The sequence below is a fragment of the Candidatus Defluviilinea gracilis genome (genome assembly GCA_016716235.1).
Taxonomy (GTDB): Bacteria; Chloroflexota; Anaerolineae; order Anaerolineales; family Villigracilaceae; genus Defluviilinea; species Defluviilinea gracilis.
Genome location: JADJWS010000001.1, coordinates 674,206 through 694,878, shown reverse-complemented (window position 1 = coordinate 694,878; position 20,673 = coordinate 674,206). Strand labels below are relative to the sequence as shown.

Below are 20,673 nucleotides of genomic sequence, written 5' to 3'. Positions count from 1 at the left end.
AACCCGATTTTACCGTATCCCTAGGATGGACAAACCCGCCTCATGCTCTGACATGAAACTGCTACAGTTTCCCGGCGCGATTCGCGCCCTCAACGACTCAACCCTGCCAGACGCGCGAGCCTAACGCCGAGCAGGCAAATTCCACGGCAATCTTCGCGGTCTGATTTTTTTCATCAAGAATAGGATTCACTTCCACAACATCCATGCCGATGAGTTTGCCGGTTTCCGCCACCACTTCGCACGCCAGGTGTCCTTCGCGATACGTTAACCCACCGGCGACCGGGGTGCCCACACCCGGAGCGAAGCGCGGATCGAGCGCGTCCAAATCCATCGAGAGATAGATCCCATCCACATTCCGGCTGACGCGTTCGATGCATTGTTCCAACGCCGCGACCATGCCGATGCGGTCCACCTGTTCCATGCTGAGCACGAGCGCCCCGGCAGAGCGCAGGTTTTCTTTTTCACCGGGGTCGAGATCGCGCGCGCCAATGATGGCAACTTTCGCGGGGTCGACGACCGGCCCCGGCTCATCGTAGAGCGCGGTGAGGCGCGGGTCGCCGAGGCCGCATAGGGCGGCTAACGACATTCCGTGAATGTTTCCCGAAGGGGTGGTGAGGTGTGTGTTGAAGTCGCCGTGCGCGTCCAGCCAGATCACGCCGATTTTCTTTTGCTTTGCCGCGCCGCGCACGGAGCCGATCGAAAGGCTGTGGTCTCCGCCCAAGACAAGCGGAAAACACCCGCTTTGCATGGAGGTGGCGACCGCCCCAGCCACTCGCCGGCTCATCGGCACGATGCAGTCAATATATTTGAGTTTGGGGTCGGTGATCGAACAGGTCTCTTGAATCGCCACTTCAACATTGCCCTTATCTTCCACGGTATGCCCCAAACTTTCGAGGCGTTGTCGAAGGCTTGAATATCGAATTGCGCTGGGCCCCATATCTACGCCGCGGCGATCCGCGCCGAGGTCGATGGGCACGCCGATGATATCGATTTGCATGGGTTACTCCTAAAATAATTTTGTCGCCAAGGATTTACTACCTGCGAGCGAGAGTGTTTCTTAAGTCTTTGTTTAGACACGTATTATACGGATTTCACGGAGAAAACCATTTCGGGTGTCCCGTAACCAACGGGAAAGAGCCTCACCACGAAGGACACAAAGTCTTGCGCTGAGTTCGTCGAAGCGACACAAAGTGGGGAAAGAGCCAAGATTCCTTGTGTTTTTCCTTTGTGACCGTCGTGTCCTTTGTGTTTGAAAAATGGTTTCCCGTTAAAAACGGTAGAGCTACCATTTCAAAATTCGTGTTTGACCGTGTCATCCGTCAAATCCGTGTACTGCGACTGAAAGGAGTGTCGAAGTATCCGTGTACTTAAGAAACAGTGTCTGACAGTTTTAAAACAGGACTCAGACACTTGCGCCGAGCGCCAGTGCGGCGTGAACGCTGAAAACGCTGATACAGATTGAAAGACTCACAAATTGTACATCGTTACTTTATTTTTACCGGCATCCTTCGACTGGTACAAAGCCCGGTCGGCGGCTTGCAAGATAAATTCATCGGTGTCGCCGTGCAGGGGGTAGGATGCCACGCCCGCCGAAAAAGTGGCGCTCAACTTCATGCCTTCATACTCGATGGTCGTATCCGCAAAATCCTGACGCCAGGTTTCGGCGCGTTCGTACGCTTTTTCAAGCGTGGCGCCGGGCATAAGGATCACAAACTCCTCCCCGCCAAAACGGCAGACCACATCTCCTTTGCGCGTGTGTTGAATGAGAAACGCGGCGATCTCCTGCAGGACAATATCTCCGCATTTATGGCCGTAGGTATCGTTGAACATTTTGAAATTGTCCATGTCCATGATGACCACGGAAAGGGGAGTCCCATCGCGTTCCGCCCGCGCCACTTCCTGCGACAAAAATTCGTTCATATAGCGGCGGTTGTACACTTCCGTCAAAGGATCGCGGATCGCCTGTTCCCGCAACTCATCGCGCAGTTGATTGATCTCCTCTAGTTGACGAGTGAGCGCCTCATTGGCAAACGTGAGATCGTTTTCCAACCATTTATGCTCGGTAATGTCGTGCGCGACGATCACGCGCCCTTCGAACTGGTTCTCTGAATTGTATAAAGCGGTCACCATCACTTCCAGCGCGCGCGGCGGGTCACCGGGAATTTGGATCTCGTTCCGCGACTCATTGGCAACGAGGAAGTGATGGAGAAGGTCGGGCCAATCCTGAAACACTTCCAGCGGATCTTTGCCGACGATCGCATCCATGCTTTTGCCCAGTGTTTTTTGCGCAATGGTGTTTGCATCCACAACCACGTCGTGGGCATCTACCACAAAGACCATCTGAGGAATGTATTCCAGCACCGTGTGCCGCGCAATGGGGATGAGATCGAAGATGCGCAGCCCAAACACGCCGATCACGATCAACACCGCGGAGACCATGAAAGAGATGGGCGTCAGATCGATGTGCAGAGCGGATTTCGGCAGAAAACTAAGCGCCAGTTGATACACCACATTAGCCAAAATCGGAATCAACGCCGCGGCGATCAGCGCATACATCTGCCTGCGATAAATGTTTCGATGCTGAACCGCGCGCCGGATGAGCAAAATGATCGCCGCCAGACTTACGAGATACGCATACACGAGGGCGACGGCGTACCACGGTCCGCGCTCGATCATCAGCGGGCCGCCAACCTCAGACACCTCGCTAACGGAGGCGTAATACAAGTGGAACCACTGTTCCGAAAACAGAAAGAGGAGCGAGATCCCGGGCAGGATAAAGAATAATGAAGCGGTATAACGGTTTAGCCATCCATCCAACCCGTTATACCGCAAGGCAAAGAAGAACCAAAATATGGGCACCGTTAGGATACCGATATTCTCGATTTTGAGCCATAGCAGTTTCGTTTCCAGCGATGAGGAAAGCGTGATCATCGCGTAGGAAAAACTCCACGCGGCGAGCATGACCAGCATGAAAAACAGAGACCTGCGCCCGGGCGCTTGGGGCTTGCGCGCCAACAACGCCGCAATGAACGCGGCGATCAGCGAGTTCGCCAATAGAATTGAAGCAAAGAAAATCCACTCAGTACTCAAGAAAAAAACCTACATGTTGGATAAAAAAAGGCGGGTTTCCCCGTCTTTTCGGTTCAAGCAGTCCTATAATACCCCACATCCACAGAATATGCCCTTCCACGTTTGATAACTTGCCTCACCAGATTTGTCCCGTAGCGATAGCCCAAGTGACGATAGTCCGGCGCGTTCAGGATTAACATGTCTGCCTGTTTGCCGACTTCGATAGAGCCGATCAAATCGGACCTGCGGATTGCGTGCGCCGAATTGATGGTCGCGGCGGCGATGGCTTGGGCGGGCGTGATCTTCATGGCGCGGCACGCCAGCGCAATGACAAACTGCATGGACTCGTTCCACGTGGTGCCTGGGTTGCAATCAGTGGCAAGGGCGAAGTAGGCGTCGGCGGCGATGAGTTTTTGCGCGGGGGTGTAATGATTTTCCGCAAGCCCGAACGGTGTGCATGGAAGCGACACGGCAACCGTCTCTGATTTTGCTAACGCGGCAATATCGGCATCGGAGGTGACCACCAAATGATCTGCAGACGCCGCGCCCAACTCTGCCGCGAGCGTCGCGCCGCCGAGGTTGTCGAATTCGTCAGCGTGGATCTTAAGCGGGAATCCGAGTCCTTTTGCTTTCTTGAGAATTTGCTCCGATTGCTTCACGTCGAATGCTTTGGTCTCGCAGAACACATCCACAAATGGGAGTGAGAGTCGCGGCGCGTGAGTCTCCCACCATTCTTTGAGCATCGGCAGCATCGTCTCGCAAACGAGATCGGTGTAGCCTTGCGGGTTGTCCTTGTATTCGGGTGGGATGGCGTGCGCGCCGAGGAACGTGATGGCGAGGTCGAGCGGCGATTCATCGTCGAGGGCGAGCAGAGCTTTGAGCAGGCGCAGTTCGGTGGCGGTTTGCAGACCGTATCCCGTTTTGGCTTCGGCGGTGGTGGTGCCGTGGATGAACATACGCAAAAGGCGCGAGCGACTCTGCGTGATAAGAGTCTCCATGCTGGCGGCGCGCGTCTTCTTGACCGTCGAAATGATCCCGCCGCCCTCCGCCAGAATCTCAAGGTAGGGCTTGCCCGACATTTTTTTCTCGAACTCATCGGCGCGGTCGCCCGCCCAAATGAGATGCGTGTGCGGGTCTACGAAGCCGGGCATGAGCACGCATCCGCTGGCGTCGAGAGTCGGTTCGTCGGGATAGGATGCTTTGAGTTCGGGCGTCGTTCCCACCGCGACGATCTTTTCATCGTGGACAACAACCGCGCCGTCTTCGATGATGCCGAGGTTACCGAGGGCATGTCCGCGCTGGGGACCGCCTTGCAGGGTGAGGAGTTGGGAGGAGGAGTGGATGAGCATGGGAAGGAGGAGAGAATTAGAGGATTGGAGAATTAGATAGCGAACTGAAGATAAAAAGACGCTCAAATCGAGCGTCTAACTTTTCAGCACAGGAACCACATAATCATCCTTTTGCGATTTTTCAAACAAAGCCATTTGCCTTTCCATTTGAAATTCTATTTGTGGCAATGGATTGTAGTTAAGAATAATTGCTTCCAACATGGGATTGCGATTCTTCTCACTGGCGCCAACGTGATAAAAATGCTCACGAGTCAAAATAGTGAAACGAGTAGCGTATTTATCAACGGCAGGATTTGCCCGATATTGATTGCTGTGCCATGTGGAAAGCATGAATTTTGCATGTGTTGAAGCGAGCGCATCGTAAAGCTCCTGCTCGCTCTGCTCTGACCACGAATTGAAGTAATCCACATGCCTGCCAATGTAGGGCGGATCGCAATAGATAAAATCATTTGCAGATGCAGACGAAATCGTCGTCTTGAAATCTTGAGGGACAAAATTCCAATCATATTGACTCAGCGCATCGGCGACATATTTAATTTGATTTGCGATCTTGGTAATGTAGGCTTTTGCAAATCGTTCGGGTTTATGCCCAAAAGGAACGTTGAATTCGCCCTTCTTGTTGAATCGCATGACTCCATTGAAACAAGCGCGGTTCAAAAAGAGCATATCCAAAGGATTGCCAGTTTGATTGAAACGCTCTCGAACTTCGTAATAATGATCCTCGCCCTTTTCTTTCAGTAATGCGCCTTGTTTCTCCAGAAATTCTTTGGCAATTCCTATTGTGATATTGCCTTTCTTGATGGCATTGTAGAAGTTGATAATATGCGGGTTAACATCAGCAAAAATTGCACGTTGAGGGCGCATATTGAAGCCAACAACGCCCGAGCCCATGAAAGGTTCGATCCATGTCCCATTCTCATCGAGAAGAGCGTGGTCTTTAATCCATTCGACCAACTTGGTTTTGATTCCCTGACATTTCAAGGGCGGAACTTTTACTGTCCATTGATTATCAGGCGTGGAGATATGATCCTTGAAAGTTTCAACGAATTCAGTCAATGCCTGCTTGAATTCCGCTTTGAGGTGTTCCTGTCTTTGTTTCAGCATCGTTTCTCTGTAGCAGATTATACAACACCCAACAAGTTGCAGTTATACTCCCACCATGCCCATCCTCCTCCGTCCCGCCACCGAATCTGATCTCTCCACCCTCTACGAGCAACAATTTGACCACGAAGCGACGGCGGCGTTCCCATCGCAGAGGCGAACGCAGATTTTTGGAAAGATGCTCTGAAAAGTCCATCTGTACCCCGCTTAAAACTACCCGGTAGATGGATTTTATTTGAGTAGTGTTATGGATTCGGCGATGTCGTCCATGATCGGGAAGAGTTCCCCGGCGAATTCTTTGGGCGTGACGAGTTGGACCATGATCAAGGCGCCGCTGGTCTGGAAAACGAGCATATGCGATTGGGCGGAAATTGTGCCGCCAGTGGCAGTGGGCGTATCTTGAATAAATTCCATGACGCCGATTTCCACGCCGCTTGCGCTGGTAATCGCCAGTTCATCCATTTCCACGATTGTCACACCGTTCTTTTCCATCTCCTCCTCGAGGAACCCTGTGACGAACGAGACTGGCAACCCAGCCAAAAATTTATCCTTGACGGCGGTGATGGTCAAATTGGAGCTAAATCCCTTTACAACGTATTTCGAATCTTTATTGACGGCGATCACGCGGATGACATCCGGATCGAGATTTTTGAACGCGTCGGCTGACGCTTTCAGTTCGGGATTCTCCTCCGCCATGCTGTTTAGAATCTCGGTGATATCCTTTGCGCTGAGAGGGATAATGAACCAGTCAGAAGGGAGGGTGAGTTGAAACTTGTTGTCGTAGTCGATGAACACTGTAGTCCCGCCTGAGCCTTCATGGGTTTCGACTCCTGTCGGCGCTGGCGTGGGAGACTGCGTTTGTGTAGGGGTCGCGCTGGGAGTGGGGGTGGGACTTGGCGTGAAGGTTTGTGTAGGCGTGGGGGTCTCTGTGGCGAAAAAAGTAGACACGTCTGAGAACCCACACGACATACCTGCCAGGGAGAGGCACAATACGAAAACCGTAAAACCGAACAATCCCTTGTGTTTCATCCTATCCTCCTAACGATGAGAGTCAAAACTCCCGGTCATTATATCCGGGAGGTGAGCGCGTGAGTTTCCGTAAACCGAGGGACGGGCTTTTCGATCAAATATTCCTTGCGCTGCGCGGGTCGAGCGCGTCGCGCAGACCGTCGCCAATGAAGTTGATGCACAACACGGTCAGCATGATCATCAACCCCGGGAAAAGCCATAACCACGGCGCGGTTTGCAAATACTTCACCGCGCTATCCAGCATGTTGCCCCAACTCGCGGTGGGAGTCTGCACACCGAGACCAAGGAAACTGACGTAGGCTTCGCTGGTGATGGCGTTGGCGACCCCCAACGTGGAGGAGACGATGATCGGGGCGATGGTGTTGGGCAAAAGATGTTTGAAGATAATACGCGCGTCTGAAACGCCGAGGGCGCGCGAGGCGGAGATGTAATCCATTTCTTTCAACGACAACACATTGGCGCGGACGATACGTGCGAGATACATCCAACTGGTGAACCCGATGACGAGGATGATGACCACCACGCTCCCACTGAACGCGCGCCCGAGGAATTGAATCTCGGGGACGCTCCCGCCGAGCGCTTTCGATAGGACGATCAACAAGAACAGGCTGGGAATAATGAGCATCGCCTCGGTAATGCGCATCAGAACGTCGTCCACCCATCCGCCGAAATATCCCGCGATCGCGCCGACCAACACGCCCACAACCACCTCAACGATCACGGCAAAAATACCAATGGTGAGCGAGATCTGCCCGCCATAGATGGTGCGGGCAAGAATATCGCGCCCGATCGTGTCGGTGCCAAACGGGTGCTCGCGCGAGGGCGGCTGGAGCTTCTGCGCGGTGTCGTTGCAATTGGCGTATGCCTCGGCGGTTAGGAATTCGCCGGTGGGGGCGCAAATGCCGCGCGAGAATACCAGCCCTCCCATCCAAATATAGAGGAGCAATACGATCATCCCGCCGAGCGCGAAGAGCGCGGCTTTATGCTTGCGGAACCTGCGCCACATTAATTGACCGGGGGTGAGCGGTTGGTTTTTCATACCTTCGAGGGCTGATGATTCAGGGAGTGTGATGGTCGTCATGCGGGCATCTCCCGGTTATGCGATTCGGATGCGCGGGTCGAGGAACGAGTAGGCGATGTCGGTAACGAGTTGAAAAAACACCACCGCCAAACCGGTCATCATTAAGATACCCATCAATACCGGGAAATCCGATTGGGAGATGGATGTGACAAACAGCCGCCCGGTGCCGGGCCAGGCGAAGATGGTTTCGGTCAATACGGCGCCGGCAAGCAGAAAGGGAATATCCAGACCGATGAGCGTGACGAACGGCAGTGTCGCATTACGTAAGGCATGTCTGATGACGACGATGTGCTTTTGCAATCCTTTGGCGCGCGCGGTGCGGATGTAATCCAAGCCGAGCACTTCCAACATGGAGGAACGCACGTAACGACTATACCCGGCAATGCTGATGATCGAGAGGGAAACCACCGGCAGGATCATGTGCAGGGCGATCTGCCCAGGTGTGCGCCCCACCTGCGGGTCGAACATGCCGACCGTGGGGAGGTACGGCAAGCCCCATTCTTTGAAATTGATGCTGAATAAGTACATGAGCAATAATGCCAACAGGGGAATTGGCATGGCGTAACCGATGAATGAGAACCCGGTGAACAGGTTATCGAATAACGAATATTGACGCACTGCCGAATACACCCCGAAGGCAAGCGAAAAAACAATGATGACGATCTCCACCACTCCCATCAAAAGCAAAGTGTTGGGCAACCGTTCGGTAACCAGTTCGGAAACGGGGCGTTTGTTGATGAGCGAATTTCCAAAGTCGCCGCGCAACACGCCCAGGCGCTTGCCCGGCGTTTCAGGAATGCCGTCCCCATCCATGTCGATCTTCATCCAATCATTGCCGGCGAGCCACACTACATATTGAACATAAACGGGTTGATCCAGCCCCAATTGGCGGCGGAGGCGCTCTCTGTCGGCAGGTTTCGGAGGCGTGCGCACTCCCAGCGAAGCGATCGGGTCGCCGAATGCCTGCATCAACAGGAACAATACCAGACTGATCAGGAAGAGCTGAGGGATGGACTGGAGGACACGCCGAAGGATGTAGTTGACCATGACGACCGCCTGTGTTGAAACAAAGCGACGGACAGGGTGACTTGTTGGATCGCCCTGTCCGCCATTTCGTTTGTTGAGTTACTCGCTAATCGACCATTCGTTTGCGTTCCAGAATGGCGATGCCCCGGAGAATTTCACTCCTTGCAGGCGGTTGCTTACAGCCCACAGGTCGGGGTCTTTCCACATGCCCACCCAGACCACTTCGTCGAACATGATCTGCCCGATCTGATAATAAAGTTGCTTGCGGGCTTCCGGATCGGTCTCGGTGGCTTGCTGGTCGAATAACGCGTCCAGTTCGGGGTTGCAGTAGCCTTGCCAGTTTCCGCCGTCCGGGTTATCCGGTCCCACAACTTGCGAGCACAGCCAGTAAGAGGATTGCTCCGGGTCGGGGAAGCTGGTCACGTCCGACCATTCGGCAATATCATAGTTGCCGGTAGCAATCGGTCCGCCGTCCGCGTAACTGTTGAAGAAATCGTCGCCATAGTTCACTAATTCGACACCGATGCCGACCTGCGCCCACATCTGTTGGACAACGGCTTGCACATCCTTGCGCAACTGACGCTGGTTCGAGATGTAGCGCAGAACCAGTTCCACGCCGTCTTTATCGCGCGTGCCATCGCCATTGGAATCAACCCAGCCAGCCGTATCGAGCAGGCTACCCGCTTCCTCCGCATTGTAGGGATAAGGTGAAATGTCGGGGTTTCCATATGGGGGAGTGCTGTCCCAGAACGTGGCGGGAACGGTCGTCAGTCCTCCGAGCAGGTCGTTTACGATCTTTTCGCGGTCGGTCGCCATGACGATCGCCTTGCGCACATTCACATCCAGCATGGCGGGGTGAGCGGTTTCAGGATCGAAATTCAAAAACCAGCCTTCATCGTAGCCGGACGGTTGCGTCACAAATTTTGCTTTGCCGCTCGAATTGATGGCATCGGCTTGCGACCAATCGAGGAAAGTCCCAATGTCCGTGTCGCCTGCCAGAATGGCAACCTCTTGCGCGGCATCGTCCGCAATGCGGATGAACACCTGTTGCAACTTCGCCGGGTGAATCCAATTCGGGTTCGCTTCGAAGATCAAGTGGCTGTCAGTTTCCCATTCTTTGAACACGAACGGACCGACACCGACCGTCGGCGCGGTATTCCACGCCGCGTTATCGAGCGTGCCGTCCGCTTCGAACACCGGGCGCAGCACATGTTCCGGCAAGACACCGGTATTGAATAACGTGGTCAACCAGGCGGCGAACGGGGCATTGAAGTTCACCACGAGCGTGTGATCGTCGGGCGCTTCCATGCTGGTCACATAATCCGCATAAGGGTAAGTACTACTCACGACATTCTTATCCGACACGAACATCTCATAGGTAAAGACGAAATCATTCGCGGTCACGGGTTCGCCGTCGCTCCACAGAACATCGTCGCGCAATTTGATCGTCAGAGTCATACCGTCCGCGCTCATACCGCCGTTCTCGGCAGTGGGCAGTTCGGCGGCAATATCGAGGACTGGGTTGTTATCTGAGTCGAACGACCACAAGCCTTTCAACCACAGTTGCGTGGTAATGCTCGAGAACCATTGAGTTTGATAGAGAGGGCTGAGCGTGGTTGGTTGTTGTACGAAGGTCACGACCGCGATACCGCTCTGAACGGGCGCCGCCGGTTCGGTGGCGGCGGGTTCTGTCGCTTCGGGCGCCGCCGGTTCGGTTGCCACGGCTGGGGGTTCGGTTTCGGCGCCTCCACCACATGCCGCCAGTGTCATACTCACAAGTACAAGCAGGGACAGTAAAACATACAGGTTTCGTTTCATGTTTCTCCTCCAAGAAAGATGGATTCGGTTTTTCGATGCGTGGGTAAACGGGTAGAGAGACATCTGTGCCGGGCAACCTCCTGCTATATACATTAGGCTTGATCCGTAATCAACAAAAGTAATTTTTTTGGACGCTGAAAAATGAAATAGCAATCATCTTTCCGCCAGCGGATGAAGACGATCCTTCCGACGGGCGGCTTGATACGCGACTTCGGCGTTCTCTAACTGACGTGCGCCAGGCGCGGGTCGAGCGCGTCGCGCAGACCATCGCCGAGCAGGTTGAAAGCAAGGACGGTTAACATGATCGCGAGTCCGGGATAGAAAACAAGATGCGGCGCGGTGAACACCTGATTGCGCTCTGCGCCCAACATCGAGCCCCACTCCGGCGTCGGGTGTTGCGCCCCCAGCCCGAGGAACGAAAGAGCCGCCGTCTCCAAAATGGCAGAGGCAATTCCCAAAGTCCCCTGCACGATCAACGGCGTCAACGCGTTGGGGAGGATGCGTCTGAAGAGAATTTCGTACGTGTTTCCCCCCAAAGAACGCGTGGCAGACACGTAATCCATCTCGCGCACTGAAAGCACACTGCCGCGCATCACACGCGCATACGCCGGGATCGAAACAATGCCAATGGCAAGCAAGGCATTGACCAGTCCAGGTCCCAGAACCGTGACGATGGCGATGGCTAACAACAGCGACGGAAACGCCAGCAGAACATCCATCACGCGCATAATGATGTTATCCGTCCATCCACCCATGTAACCAGCCAACGCGCCCAAAAGTGTGCCAACCAAAATGGAAAATGTGACCGTGGAAAAGCCGATCACCAAACTTAAGCGCGCGCCGTATAACATGCGGCTGAATTCATCACGGATGTTTCCATCCAGCCCCATGAGATGTTGCGGATTTTCTTTCGGGCAACCAAATGCGTGAATGCAGGGCGGCAATCGTTTTTGCGTTTCCCCGGCATAATCTTTTATATCCAGCATGGATTTCGTAGGATCGTACGGCGCCAGCCATTGGGCAGTCAACGCGACGAAGATCAAGATTCCCAGAATGACCATGCCAACAACAGCAGACTTGCGGCGGAGGAGCCTGCTGCGTGTGATGCTCCACAGACTGACTGATTCGAGTGAAACCGCTTCTGCATCTAGTTTTGGGATATTGGCTACCATGATTAATTCAACCGTATGCGCGGGTCAAGATACGCGTAAGAGAGATCGACGAGCAGGTTCAACATCACGAAGAACACCGCGATCACTACCGTGAACGCCTGTACGATCCCATAATCGCGGGCAGTGATGGCTTCGTATAAAATGCGCCCGACGCCCGCTAAATTGAACACGGTTTCGGTCAACACTGCGCCGCCGAGCAAACTGCCTAACGACAAGCCAATAACCGTGACGATAGGTAGCAGGGCGTTCCGCAACGCATGTTTCAAAACGACCACTCTCTGTTTTAATCCCTTGGCGCGCGCCGTGCGGATGTAATCCTGCCCTAATACTTCGAGCATCGAGGAGCGCGTCATCCGCGCGAACAAGGCGGTGGGTATGGTCGAAAGCGCAAGCGCCGGCAGGATCATGTGCTGAACGGCATCCTTCAATGTTTTGTAATCGCTGGAAAGAAGACTGTTGAAAATATGCATTCGAGAAATAAAATCTGCCGCCGTAAAAGCGAAGGTTCCTTCCGTCAACTGCAGCTTCCACACTTCATAGAATGGGGCAGGGATCAACCCCGGAGAGAGACGCCCCGATGGAGGCAGTTGAAATGGTGTGTCTTTTAACGTGAGTGAAAAAACGTACGCCAGCATTAACCCCAGCCAGAAGACCGGCATCGAAACGCCGATGTTTGCCCACAACATGGTCACAACATCCACCCATGAGTTGTGACGGACCGCGGAAATGATCCCCAATGAGATTCCAACGATCATGCTCAACATCAACGCCGAAAATGCCAGTTCAACGGTGATCGGCAGGCGTTGAATAATGATCTCTGTCACCGGCAACGAAAAGCGGAACGATGTTCCAAAGTCGCCTTGCAACACTTCGCCCATGTACACAACGAATTGAACGGGGATCGGTTTATCTAAACCATGGCGTTTGAGGAATTGATCGCAGACCTCATCGGTGGCTTTTTCCCCCAACATCGCGCGGCATGGATCACTAGGGATCAAACGCGCCAGCGCAAAGGTGGCAAATAATATACCAATAAGAACGGGAATACTAAGGAAGAAACGGCGGAGAATGTACGTTGTCATGGATATTTTGATAAACCCCGACAGGGATGTGTTGTCATCCCTGTCGGGGATCGTTCATTTGGTCTTACAGAACCAGCACAAGGCTTATTGAGGAGCGTTCAAGAAAGCGCCGAACAGATACGTCCAGTATTCGAACGCGCCGGTGTTGCCCTTGTGAAGCGGATGAGCGGCATCCCATTGCACGGCATACGAGAGCACAACATCGTTGGCATCCAGCGAGGAGCCATCGTGGAAGGTAACGCCCTGGCGGAGTGTAAAGGTCCACTCAGTGAGGTCGTCGCTTGCCGTATAGGATTCAGCCAAACCGCCGGTTTCTGTGGCGGTGCCGCCGATTTCGTAGGAAAGAAGCGGTTCCGTCACCTGCTCGCATGCCCGCAGGGATTCGCCGTCGGTCTCATCCGCACAATAAAGCGAGATGGGCTCGGCGTTCTGCATCCACACGAAGGTGTCCTGTCCGGGAACACCCATCACCGCGAAGATCTCGGTGCTGAGCGGGCTGGCATGAGCGCCTTCCACAGCCGCCTTGAAGGCAATTGCGGAACCACCATGCGCCACAGGGATCATCGGAACATGCGTTTTGATGGCGTTATTGGCGGCGGCGTAGAAGGGTTCGCGATCGGCTTCTGCGGCGAGTTGTCCGCCTTTGGTCAGGTTGTCGGTGATGTCATCGAACGGAGTACCGAACTGATTGAACGCCGCGGCGCTAAAGTGCGCGTCGAGGAAGTTGACCACATCCGGGAAGTCCGCGCCCCAGCCGAGCAGGTGCATACCATCGAGTTGACCGGAATTGGCGGCATCGAGGAACGCGCCGGATTCCATTTCTACGATCTCAACCGTCACGCCGAGGTTTTCCTTCAACTGCGCCTGAATATCCTGCGCCACAATGACGGGATCGGGCAGGTAACCGCGGACAACATTGCGGTAGCTGAGTTTGACGGTGGGGAATGGGTTGCTCGCGCCATAACCAGCCTGTTCAAGCAAGGCTTTGGCGGCGTCCACATTAAAGTCGTACCATGCTTCACCGGCACAGCCATTCGGGATGGAGCAAGGAGTGAAGTGCGAAGCAACTTCTGAGCCAGTGGGGTAGAAGTTATCCACAATGCGTTGGCGGTCAATGGCTTGGGCAAATGCCTGGCGCACGAGTTCGTTATCGAACGGTGCGAAGGTGTTGGTCATACCGATATACATGACATTCAACGCAGGACGAGCGATCAAGTTAAGAGATGAATCGCCCTGTACGGTTGCAAAATCATCTGGACCCACATTATCAATCGCGTCAACGGTCCCAGATTGAAGTTCGAGCAAGCGCTGGGCAGATTCAGAACCCCAGCGGAACACGAGGGTCGGACTCTTGGCGGGTTCACCCCAATATGCATCATTGCGGGTGAACACGATCTGGTTGCCGCGTTCCCACGATTCGAGCTTGTAGGGACCCGTGCCGATCGGCTTCTCGAGCAGATCGCCGGTGCCGCCGGTGGATTCAAGATACTCACTGGGTTGAATGCCAAGAGACGAGAACGCCACTTTCGCCGGAACAGCTGGATCGGGCGCGCAGAGCGTGAGCTTCACGGTGAATTCATCCACCGCTTCGATGGATTTCATCCCGCCGCCGTAATCACAGCTGGGAGCTTCCACTTTCATGCCTTCATACGCGGCCGGGGCTTCAGTAGCAGGCGCTTCGGTTGCCGCGGGCGCTTCAGTAGCAGGCGCCTCGGTCGCCGCAGGGGCTTCGGTTGCTCCGCCGCCGCACGCCGCAAGGATCATGCTCGCGAGAACGAGCAGTGACATCAGACTAAATAGGTTTCGTTTCACGTTTCTCCTCCTAAGAGAAATTTGGTTTGGATTGTTCAACTTTCACAGGTGGGGAGATTGGAATGACTTTACGAGAGGATGCCTCCTTTCGGATAATGGGCAGATTATACAGCAAAAGAATGATTAGTAAACGGGCAAAGGCATGCCCAACCCGTTTAACGCTACTTGAGAGGGGTTTTTATGCCACAACCCGGGAACTTTTGTACCGCATTGCGGGCATTTTCCTTCGCCTGTAATACGGTACTCCTGAATGATATAACCCCGTCGCTTCACGAGTTTAGAGTTGCACGCCGGGCAAAACGTATCTTCATACTCCCCAACCTGTCCCGGCAGATTCCCCGCGTACACGAATCGCAGACCCGCTTCGCGCCCGATGTCTGCCGCGCGCAAAAGAGTCTTCGCGTCGGTGTTATCGGGGTCGGTCATTTTATAATCTTTATGGAACGCGGTCACATGCCAGGGGATATCCTTTGAAACGCCCGCGATGAATCGCGCCGCCTCCCACAACTCTTCATTCGAATCGTTGAAGCCTGGAATTGTCAGAGTCACGATCTCCACCCATACACCCGAATCATGCGCGCGTTTAATTCCATCCAGCGTGTTTTGCAGGACGCCGCCCAGTTTGCGATAATTTTTATCTTGCATACATTTCAAGTCCACTTTGTAGGCTGAGATATACGGGCGGATGTAGTCCATCACCTCGGGCGTGTTGTTTCCATTCGAGACGTACGCGCACATCAATCCCGCCTTCTTCGCTTCTTTGAAGATCTCCACCGCCCATTCGCTTGTTATTAACGGCTCGTTGTATGAAGAGACAACAATCGAAGCGTTTGTTTTTCTCGCGTAATCAACCATTTCTTGCGGCGAAATCTCCCGAATGTAATTCACCGAAACATCCGAAGACGGGTCGCGCATGGCTTGGGAGGTCAGCCAGTTTTGACAATTCGACACAAGGAGGAAATTCGCCAGATAGTTATGCTCTCCATCCACTTCCATGTTGAACACATCACCTTTTAGCGGCTCTTTTTCTATCCCAATCAAAGGAATGAGATAGAAGTCATCAGTTTCGATAATCTTACATTCGGTATTATCGTTCTGGATATAAGCCGTGAATGAAGAAGCATCCAAATAATCCCGAAGGGATGGCAGGATTCTAACTGGCATTCGCATCTGAATCCCTAATCCCGAAGGGATGACATGCTCCTCCGCGGTATGCCACCCCTGACGGGGTTGAGACACTGCGTTCAAACTATCCTCTACAACCTTTACATCCCTTCGGGATTGGTATCGGATATATTCCATTGCATCAACAGACTCTAAAAAGGAAAATTGAAATCTTCTTGGCACAACCAGATAGTGATTGCATGTCAATTCTTTCGCCTGAATCATATAGGGTTTTTTATTCTGATCGTCAGTGGCATACACCCGATGATCAGGCGTACAGCGAAGCGCAGGCAGGTAATACGGTGTGATCCGAACCAGATCGCCCTGATATGAATGGCGGAACACGCCTCTCACATCGCGCAAACCGCCAGACGAAGTAATTGCCTTCAAGCCAGCAGGAAACGAAATCTCTCCATCGGGCTGTTTAATTCTCTTTTCGCCTAATTCAAAAGCAGATTGCAACTCAATCGGTCCTCGATTCGTAATGACCATCGTTTCCCCCGTAAAACAATACCCGCAGTGATAATCGCAACCCAACATCCCAAACGTCAACGCGTTGACGCTGGGTAGCACATGAAAGAACGGCTTCTTCTCAACGGGGTCGCTTTGAAGGGCGGCAACGTATCCATGCGGCACGCGCAGTTCCCCGTCGCGATTGAAGCGCACCTGACAAATCCCCCGCTTGCCCTCGCGGATCACACAGCGATGCCCGCATGCGAAACAGCGTAATTCCTTGTTGGGCAATTTTTCATACAACTCCCCCGTCACGGTCAGCGTATCCAATAACTCGCCGATTGAACTCGTCATCACAGCCTCGTCACGTATAATACACCCATGCTCACCGTTTGTATACAGGCTGGCGGCGCGTCCTCGCGCATGGGCGAAGACAAAGCGCTAAAACTTTTTCTCGGACGCCCTCTCATCCAACGTGTCGTAGATCGACTCGAACCGATGGCAGATGAACTCATCGTGACGACGAATCGCCCCGACGATTTTTCTTTCCTTGGGTTGCGCCTCTTTCCCGACGTGATGCCGGGTCGCGGCGCCCTCGGCGGACTCTACACCGCAATCTCCTCCGCCGCACATCCGCTGGTTGCAGTCGTCGCCTGCGACATGCCCTTTGCCAGCGCGAACCTCATCGAAGCCGCCCTCAAAATCATGGATGACGAAAACGCGGACGTGGTTATTGCCCAAGGGGAAGAAGGCTACGAGCCGCTTCACGCGCTCTATCGCCGCGAGACCTGCCTGCCAGCCATTGAATCCGCCATCCACGCCGATCAGTGGAGAGTGATCGCATGGTTCCCGCGCGTGAAGGTCAGGGTATTGACCCCCGAAGAAATCAAATCCGCCGACCCTGCCGGCCTCGCCTTTTGGAACGTGAACACGCCCGAAGAATTTGCGCGGGCTGAAGAACTGGCTACCTCACAATCAGCACCGGGCAGGGAGCGTGACTGACCACTTTCTGGCTGACGCTTCCCAGTACCAAACCCGCCAAACGTCCCAGTCCGCGCGAACCCATTACGATCAGGTCGCATTTGCGAGTCTCGGCGATCTTGATGATCGCTTCTGCCGGATCGCCTGCAATGGTCTCCGTTGAAACCGTGGACGGAACCTCTCCGACCGTTTTCACCGCGCTTTGTAAAATTTTCTCCGTTTCATCGAGGCGGGCATTGAGAATGACTTGAAAGTCTGGGTCGCCCAGAAGCGGCGGAACAGAATCGTATACAACGACGATCCGCAGGTCGGCGGAATTCATGGAACGAGCCAGTTGAGATGCCGTTTGCGCGGCATTGAGCGAATGCTCCGAACCGTCTACAGCCAGCAGGATATGGTTAAACATGACGCCTCCTTTTCGTGGTGTACAATTAAATTGTACATAACCAACGTTTGAATCTGATCAGAGGAGCATAAAGATGTCATTCGATGTCAATCTTGTCCGCCGGCAGTTCCCCGCGCTCGACCGACCCGCGATTTTTCTCGACAACCCGGGCGGGACCCAGATCGCGCAACCATCCCTTGACCGTATCAACCGTTACTTGATCGAGAGCAATGCCAATCACGAAGGCGCGTTTGCCACAAGTATCGCCTCCGATGCGGTGTTGGACGAGGCGCATCGCGCCATGGCTGATTTTTACAATGCGGCATCGGATCAGGAAATTGTCTTTGGCAATAATATGACCACCATCACCCTCCATCTCAGCCGCTCTCTCTCGCGCGAGTGGAAGGAAGGCGATGAGATCGTCGTCACCCGCCTGGACCACGACGCCAACGTAACGCCCTGGGTGTTGGCGGCGCAAGATCGCGGAGTCAACGTCAATTGGGTGAACTTTGACGTGGAAGAAGGCACCCTCAACCTGGATGAGGCGCAGAAAGCGCTTGCCCGAAAACCCAAACTGTTTGCGGTTGGCTACGCCTCGAACTCACTGGGCACGATCAATCCGGTGAAGAAGCTGATCGACATGGCGCATGAAGCCGGCGCGGTCGTGTATATCGACGCGGTCCAATACGCGCCGCACGGTCCCATTGATGTGCAACAGTTGGATTGCGATTTCCTGATCTCTTCCGCCTATAAATTTTTCGGCACTCATGCGGGCATCTTATATGGGAAGCGCGATTTGCTGGAAAACCTCTTCGCCTACAAAGTGCGCCCCGCCACCAATCACCTTCCGGGAAAATTTGAAACCGGTACCCAAAACCACGAAGGCATTGCCGGGGTCTTGGGCGCGATCGAATACTTCGAATGGGTTGGCAGGGAATTTGGCGGCGAGTTCGAGGCGGGTCTTGCTAAAGACAAGTATCACGGACGCCGGCTGGAACTCAAGAAGGCAATGTCAGCCATTCATGCGTATGAGATCGAACTGAGCAGGGCGCTTCTCTCCGCCCTCAATGCTGTGCCCGGATTGCGGCTCTACGGGTTGAATGACGAGCGCCGGTTGGATGAGCGCGTGGCCACATTTTCCTTCCGCTTGAAGGATATGCATCCGCGCGTGGTGGCGGAAAAACTCGCCCAGCAGGGAATTTTTGTATGGGATGGGAATTACTATGCCCTCAACGTCTCTGAACGGCTTGGCGTGGAAGAACAGGGCGGAATGGTGCGGGTGGGCGCCGCTCATTACAACACATTGGATGAAGTTGCCCGGCTCAAAGACGCCTTGCTCGAGATCGCCTCAACTTAAGCGCCGCAAGAGTTACCTTGCCTGTAACACTTCCATCAAACAAGATTCGATTTCGGCTTGCGTGGGGATTCCCTCCAGCCCAACGCGCGTAACGGAATGAGAAGCGAGCAGTGTGGCAAAGCGCGCCGCTTCCCATGGGTCGCGCGTTCTTAACAAACGGATAAAAAACGCCGTTGCAAACACATCGCCCGCGCCGGTCGCATCCACTTCTTTTACTTCGGGCGCGCGGAAGCGGCGGCGGTCGCCGTTCCAATACAAGACGCATCCCTCCGCGCCTTCGGTGACCGCCAGCATCCGCGTTTGATGCGCCATCTGTTCGATGAGTTCGTGGTCGCCGTTCACATCCTCGCGGCTGACGACCACCGCGTTTGCTTTTTGTAAAACGGATTCCGAATTCAACCATTCACTGCGCGAGACGCGTCCGTCTGCCTCCCAGCCTCTCATCCATCCTTGCGGAGTGACGCCGAGTAATGCGGGCGAAAACACTTCGGGCAAGGGCAGATCCATTTCATTGGCAATCGGCGCGAGATGAACGATCGAAGCCTTGCGCCATAAGGGTGGAACCGCATCAAAGCCGATGCTTGAGGCTTGCGCGCGCACATATTGAACGCGCCCCCGATCGGTGTACATATTTTCAAAGGTTGTGCTGTGCGGGGATTCAATTGAAATGATAGGAATTCCATCCAACGCGCCGAGCGGGGTTTCTTTGCCAGCCGCGGTAACGATGCCCGCCTTCATCCCCAAGGCGCGCGCCGTCAACGCGGAGTAGGCAACGGTCCCGCCGAGCCTCGCTCCATTCGCCGTTAGATCATGCGCCACATGACCCACCGCAAGATATTCCACCGCTTCGAGTGAATCGAGATTGGGCATGGGCGGATTATACCGTGAGAGTTAAACAAAACTTTCTACTGTCCTCTTTCACGAAGAAAGTAGAAAGTAGAAAGTAGAAAGATATGCCTGTCTTGCCGCGCAGACGTGACGCGCTATTCGTGTTTCGGAACGATCGTCACTTTGCGGTGAGGCTCCACGCCGGCGCTTTCGGTTTTTACATCGGGGTGATCGCGCAGAGCAATGTGGATGATGCGCCGCTCGCCGGAGGGCATGGGTTCGAGCGATTGCTTCTTCCCGTTTTTGGCAACCTGGTCTGCCATGCGCATCGCCATCTGGATCAATTGCTTTTCGCGGCGGTTGCGATACCCTTCTACATCCACCGACAACTGCACCCATTCGCCCACTTCTTTACCGACCACCAGCGAGGCGATGTATTGAAAGGCGTTCAACGTCTCTGAATGACGCCCGATCAGCACGCTCAGGTCTTCGCCGCGAATATCCACGTGAATGTTGCGCCGCCCGTCGCGGTCGCGCTCATTGTAATGCGCCGAGATTTGAGCCTCGAGATTCATTAAATGGATCAACTTTGAAATAGCGGCTTCGGTCTTATCGAGCACGACATCATGTTCGATCTCGTCCTGCGATTTTTCAACAGGCTGGGATTCTACCGGCTGGACTGGGGCAGGCGTCCCCTGCGGTTGAACCGCGCGCGACTTCGCTTCTGTCGCCCGTTTGGCTGGCTCTTCCGTAGCCGCCGGCGTCTCGCCTTCGGGGATCACCGTCAACTTGACCCGCACTTGCGTTTTGCCCAACCCGAACAACCCTTTTGTGCCGGCATCCAACACCTCGATGCTGACACGGTCTGCGGTGAGACCCAGTTGCGCCAACCCTTGCGCGAGGGCTTCCTCGACAGTGGGTGCGATGATCTCGAGTGTGGTTCTTTCGTTCATGCCCGCCTCCTTG

At 54.2% G+C, this 20,673-nt stretch carries 17 protein-coding genes; 2 read left to right on the top strand and 15 right to left on the bottom strand.

The annotated features are described in order from the left end of the window. Positions 1 to 97: 97 nt before the first annotated feature. The 12 genes from rocF to IPM31_03200 all read right to left on the bottom strand — a co-directional run bounded on the left by rocF (position 98) and on the right by IPM31_03200 (position 15,535). Positions 98 to 997: an arginase gene (gene rocF / locus IPM31_03255; protein ID MBK9005991.1), complete on the bottom strand. Its 900-nt coding sequence runs from the start codon at positions 995 to 997 to the stop codon at positions 98 to 100. 470 nt (positions 998 to 1,467) lie between these two features. After that, positions 1,468 to 3,090 carry a diguanylate cyclase gene (locus tag IPM31_03250; protein MBK9005990.1) on the bottom strand — a complete coding sequence of 541 codons (1,623 nt, stop codon included), beginning with the start codon at positions 3,088 to 3,090 and terminating at the stop codon, positions 1,468 to 1,470. Positions 3,091 to 3,143: 53 nt separating this feature from the next. Further along, positions 3,144 to 4,418, bottom strand: coding sequence for an imidazolonepropionase (locus IPM31_03245; GenBank protein ID MBK9005989.1), 1,275 nt, complete (start codon positions 4,416 to 4,418; stop codon positions 3,144 to 3,146). Positions 4,419 to 4,493: 75 nt separating this feature from the next. Continuing rightward, positions 4,494 to 5,522, bottom strand: a complete 1,029-nt coding sequence (locus IPM31_03240) for a Dam family site-specific DNA-(adenine-N6)-methyltransferase (GenBank protein ID MBK9005988.1) — start codon at positions 5,520 to 5,522, stop codon at positions 4,494 to 4,496. 228 nt (positions 5,523 to 5,750) lie between these two features. After that, entirely contained in the window at positions 5,751 to 6,548 is a 798-nt protein-coding gene (locus tag IPM31_03235; protein MBK9005987.1) for a hypothetical protein, read from the bottom strand. A 94-nt stretch (positions 6,549 to 6,642) separates the two neighbouring features. After that, a complete protein-coding gene (locus tag IPM31_03230; GenBank protein ID MBK9005986.1) occupies positions 6,643 to 7,587 on the bottom strand; it encodes an ABC transporter permease in 945 nt (314 codons plus the stop codon). 57 nt (positions 7,588 to 7,644) lie between these two features. Then, complete coding sequence (locus IPM31_03225) at positions 7,645 to 8,676, bottom strand: ABC transporter permease (protein MBK9005985.1); 1,032 nt, start codon at positions 8,674 to 8,676, stop codon at positions 7,645 to 7,647. 78 nt (positions 8,677 to 8,754) lie between these two features. Next, a complete protein-coding gene (locus IPM31_03220) occupies positions 8,755 to 10,473 on the bottom strand; it encodes a peptide ABC transporter substrate-binding protein (protein MBK9005984.1) in 1,719 nt (572 codons plus the stop codon). 221 nt (positions 10,474 to 10,694) lie between these two features. After that, a complete protein-coding gene (locus IPM31_03215) occupies positions 10,695 to 11,645 on the bottom strand; it encodes an ABC transporter permease (GenBank protein MBK9005983.1) in 951 nt (316 codons plus the stop codon). 2 nt (positions 11,646 to 11,647) lie between these two features. After that, complete coding sequence (locus IPM31_03210; protein MBK9005982.1) at positions 11,648 to 12,727, bottom strand: ABC transporter permease; 1,080 nt, start codon at positions 12,725 to 12,727, stop codon at positions 11,648 to 11,650. 84 nt (positions 12,728 to 12,811) lie between these two features. After that, a complete protein-coding gene (locus tag IPM31_03205; GenBank protein MBK9005981.1) occupies positions 12,812 to 14,515 on the bottom strand; it encodes a peptide ABC transporter substrate-binding protein in 1,704 nt (567 codons plus the stop codon). 147 nt (positions 14,516 to 14,662) lie between these two features. Beyond that, positions 14,663 to 15,535: an AmmeMemoRadiSam system radical SAM enzyme gene (locus IPM31_03200; GenBank protein ID MBK9005980.1), complete on the bottom strand. Its 873-nt coding sequence runs from the start codon at positions 15,533 to 15,535 to the stop codon at positions 14,663 to 14,665. A gap of 1,002 nt (positions 15,536 to 16,537) precedes the next feature. Here IPM31_03200 and IPM31_03195 point away from each other — a divergent pair. After that, positions 16,538 to 17,158: a molybdenum cofactor guanylyltransferase gene (locus IPM31_03195; GenBank protein MBK9005979.1), complete on the top strand. Its 621-nt coding sequence runs from the start codon at positions 16,538 to 16,540 to the stop codon at positions 17,156 to 17,158. Here IPM31_03195 and IPM31_03190 read toward each other — a convergent pair. Beyond that, complete coding sequence (locus IPM31_03190) at positions 17,121 to 17,543, bottom strand: universal stress protein (GenBank protein MBK9005978.1); 423 nt, start codon at positions 17,541 to 17,543, stop codon at positions 17,121 to 17,123. The two genes, IPM31_03195 and IPM31_03190, sit on opposite strands and share 38 nt — an antisense overlap. Positions 17,544 to 17,616: 73 nt before the next feature. On the opposite strand from IPM31_03190, the gene IPM31_03185 reads away from it, so the two are divergent. Next, positions 17,617 to 18,879 carry a cysteine desulfurase-like protein gene (locus IPM31_03185; protein ID MBK9005977.1) on the top strand — a complete coding sequence of 421 codons (1,263 nt, stop codon included), beginning with the start codon at positions 17,617 to 17,619 and terminating at the stop codon, positions 18,877 to 18,879. A gap of 12 nt (positions 18,880 to 18,891) precedes the next feature. Here the strand turns inward: IPM31_03185 and IPM31_03180 are convergent, their stop codons facing one another. Next, positions 18,892 to 19,749, bottom strand: a complete 858-nt coding sequence (locus IPM31_03180) for a ribokinase (protein MBK9005976.1) — start codon at positions 19,747 to 19,749, stop codon at positions 18,892 to 18,894. Between the two features lie 113 nt (positions 19,750 to 19,862). Then, positions 19,863 to 20,660: a protein jag gene (locus IPM31_03175; GenBank protein MBK9005975.1), complete on the bottom strand. Its 798-nt coding sequence runs from the start codon at positions 20,658 to 20,660 to the stop codon at positions 19,863 to 19,865. Positions 20,661 to 20,673 lie beyond the last annotated feature (13 nt).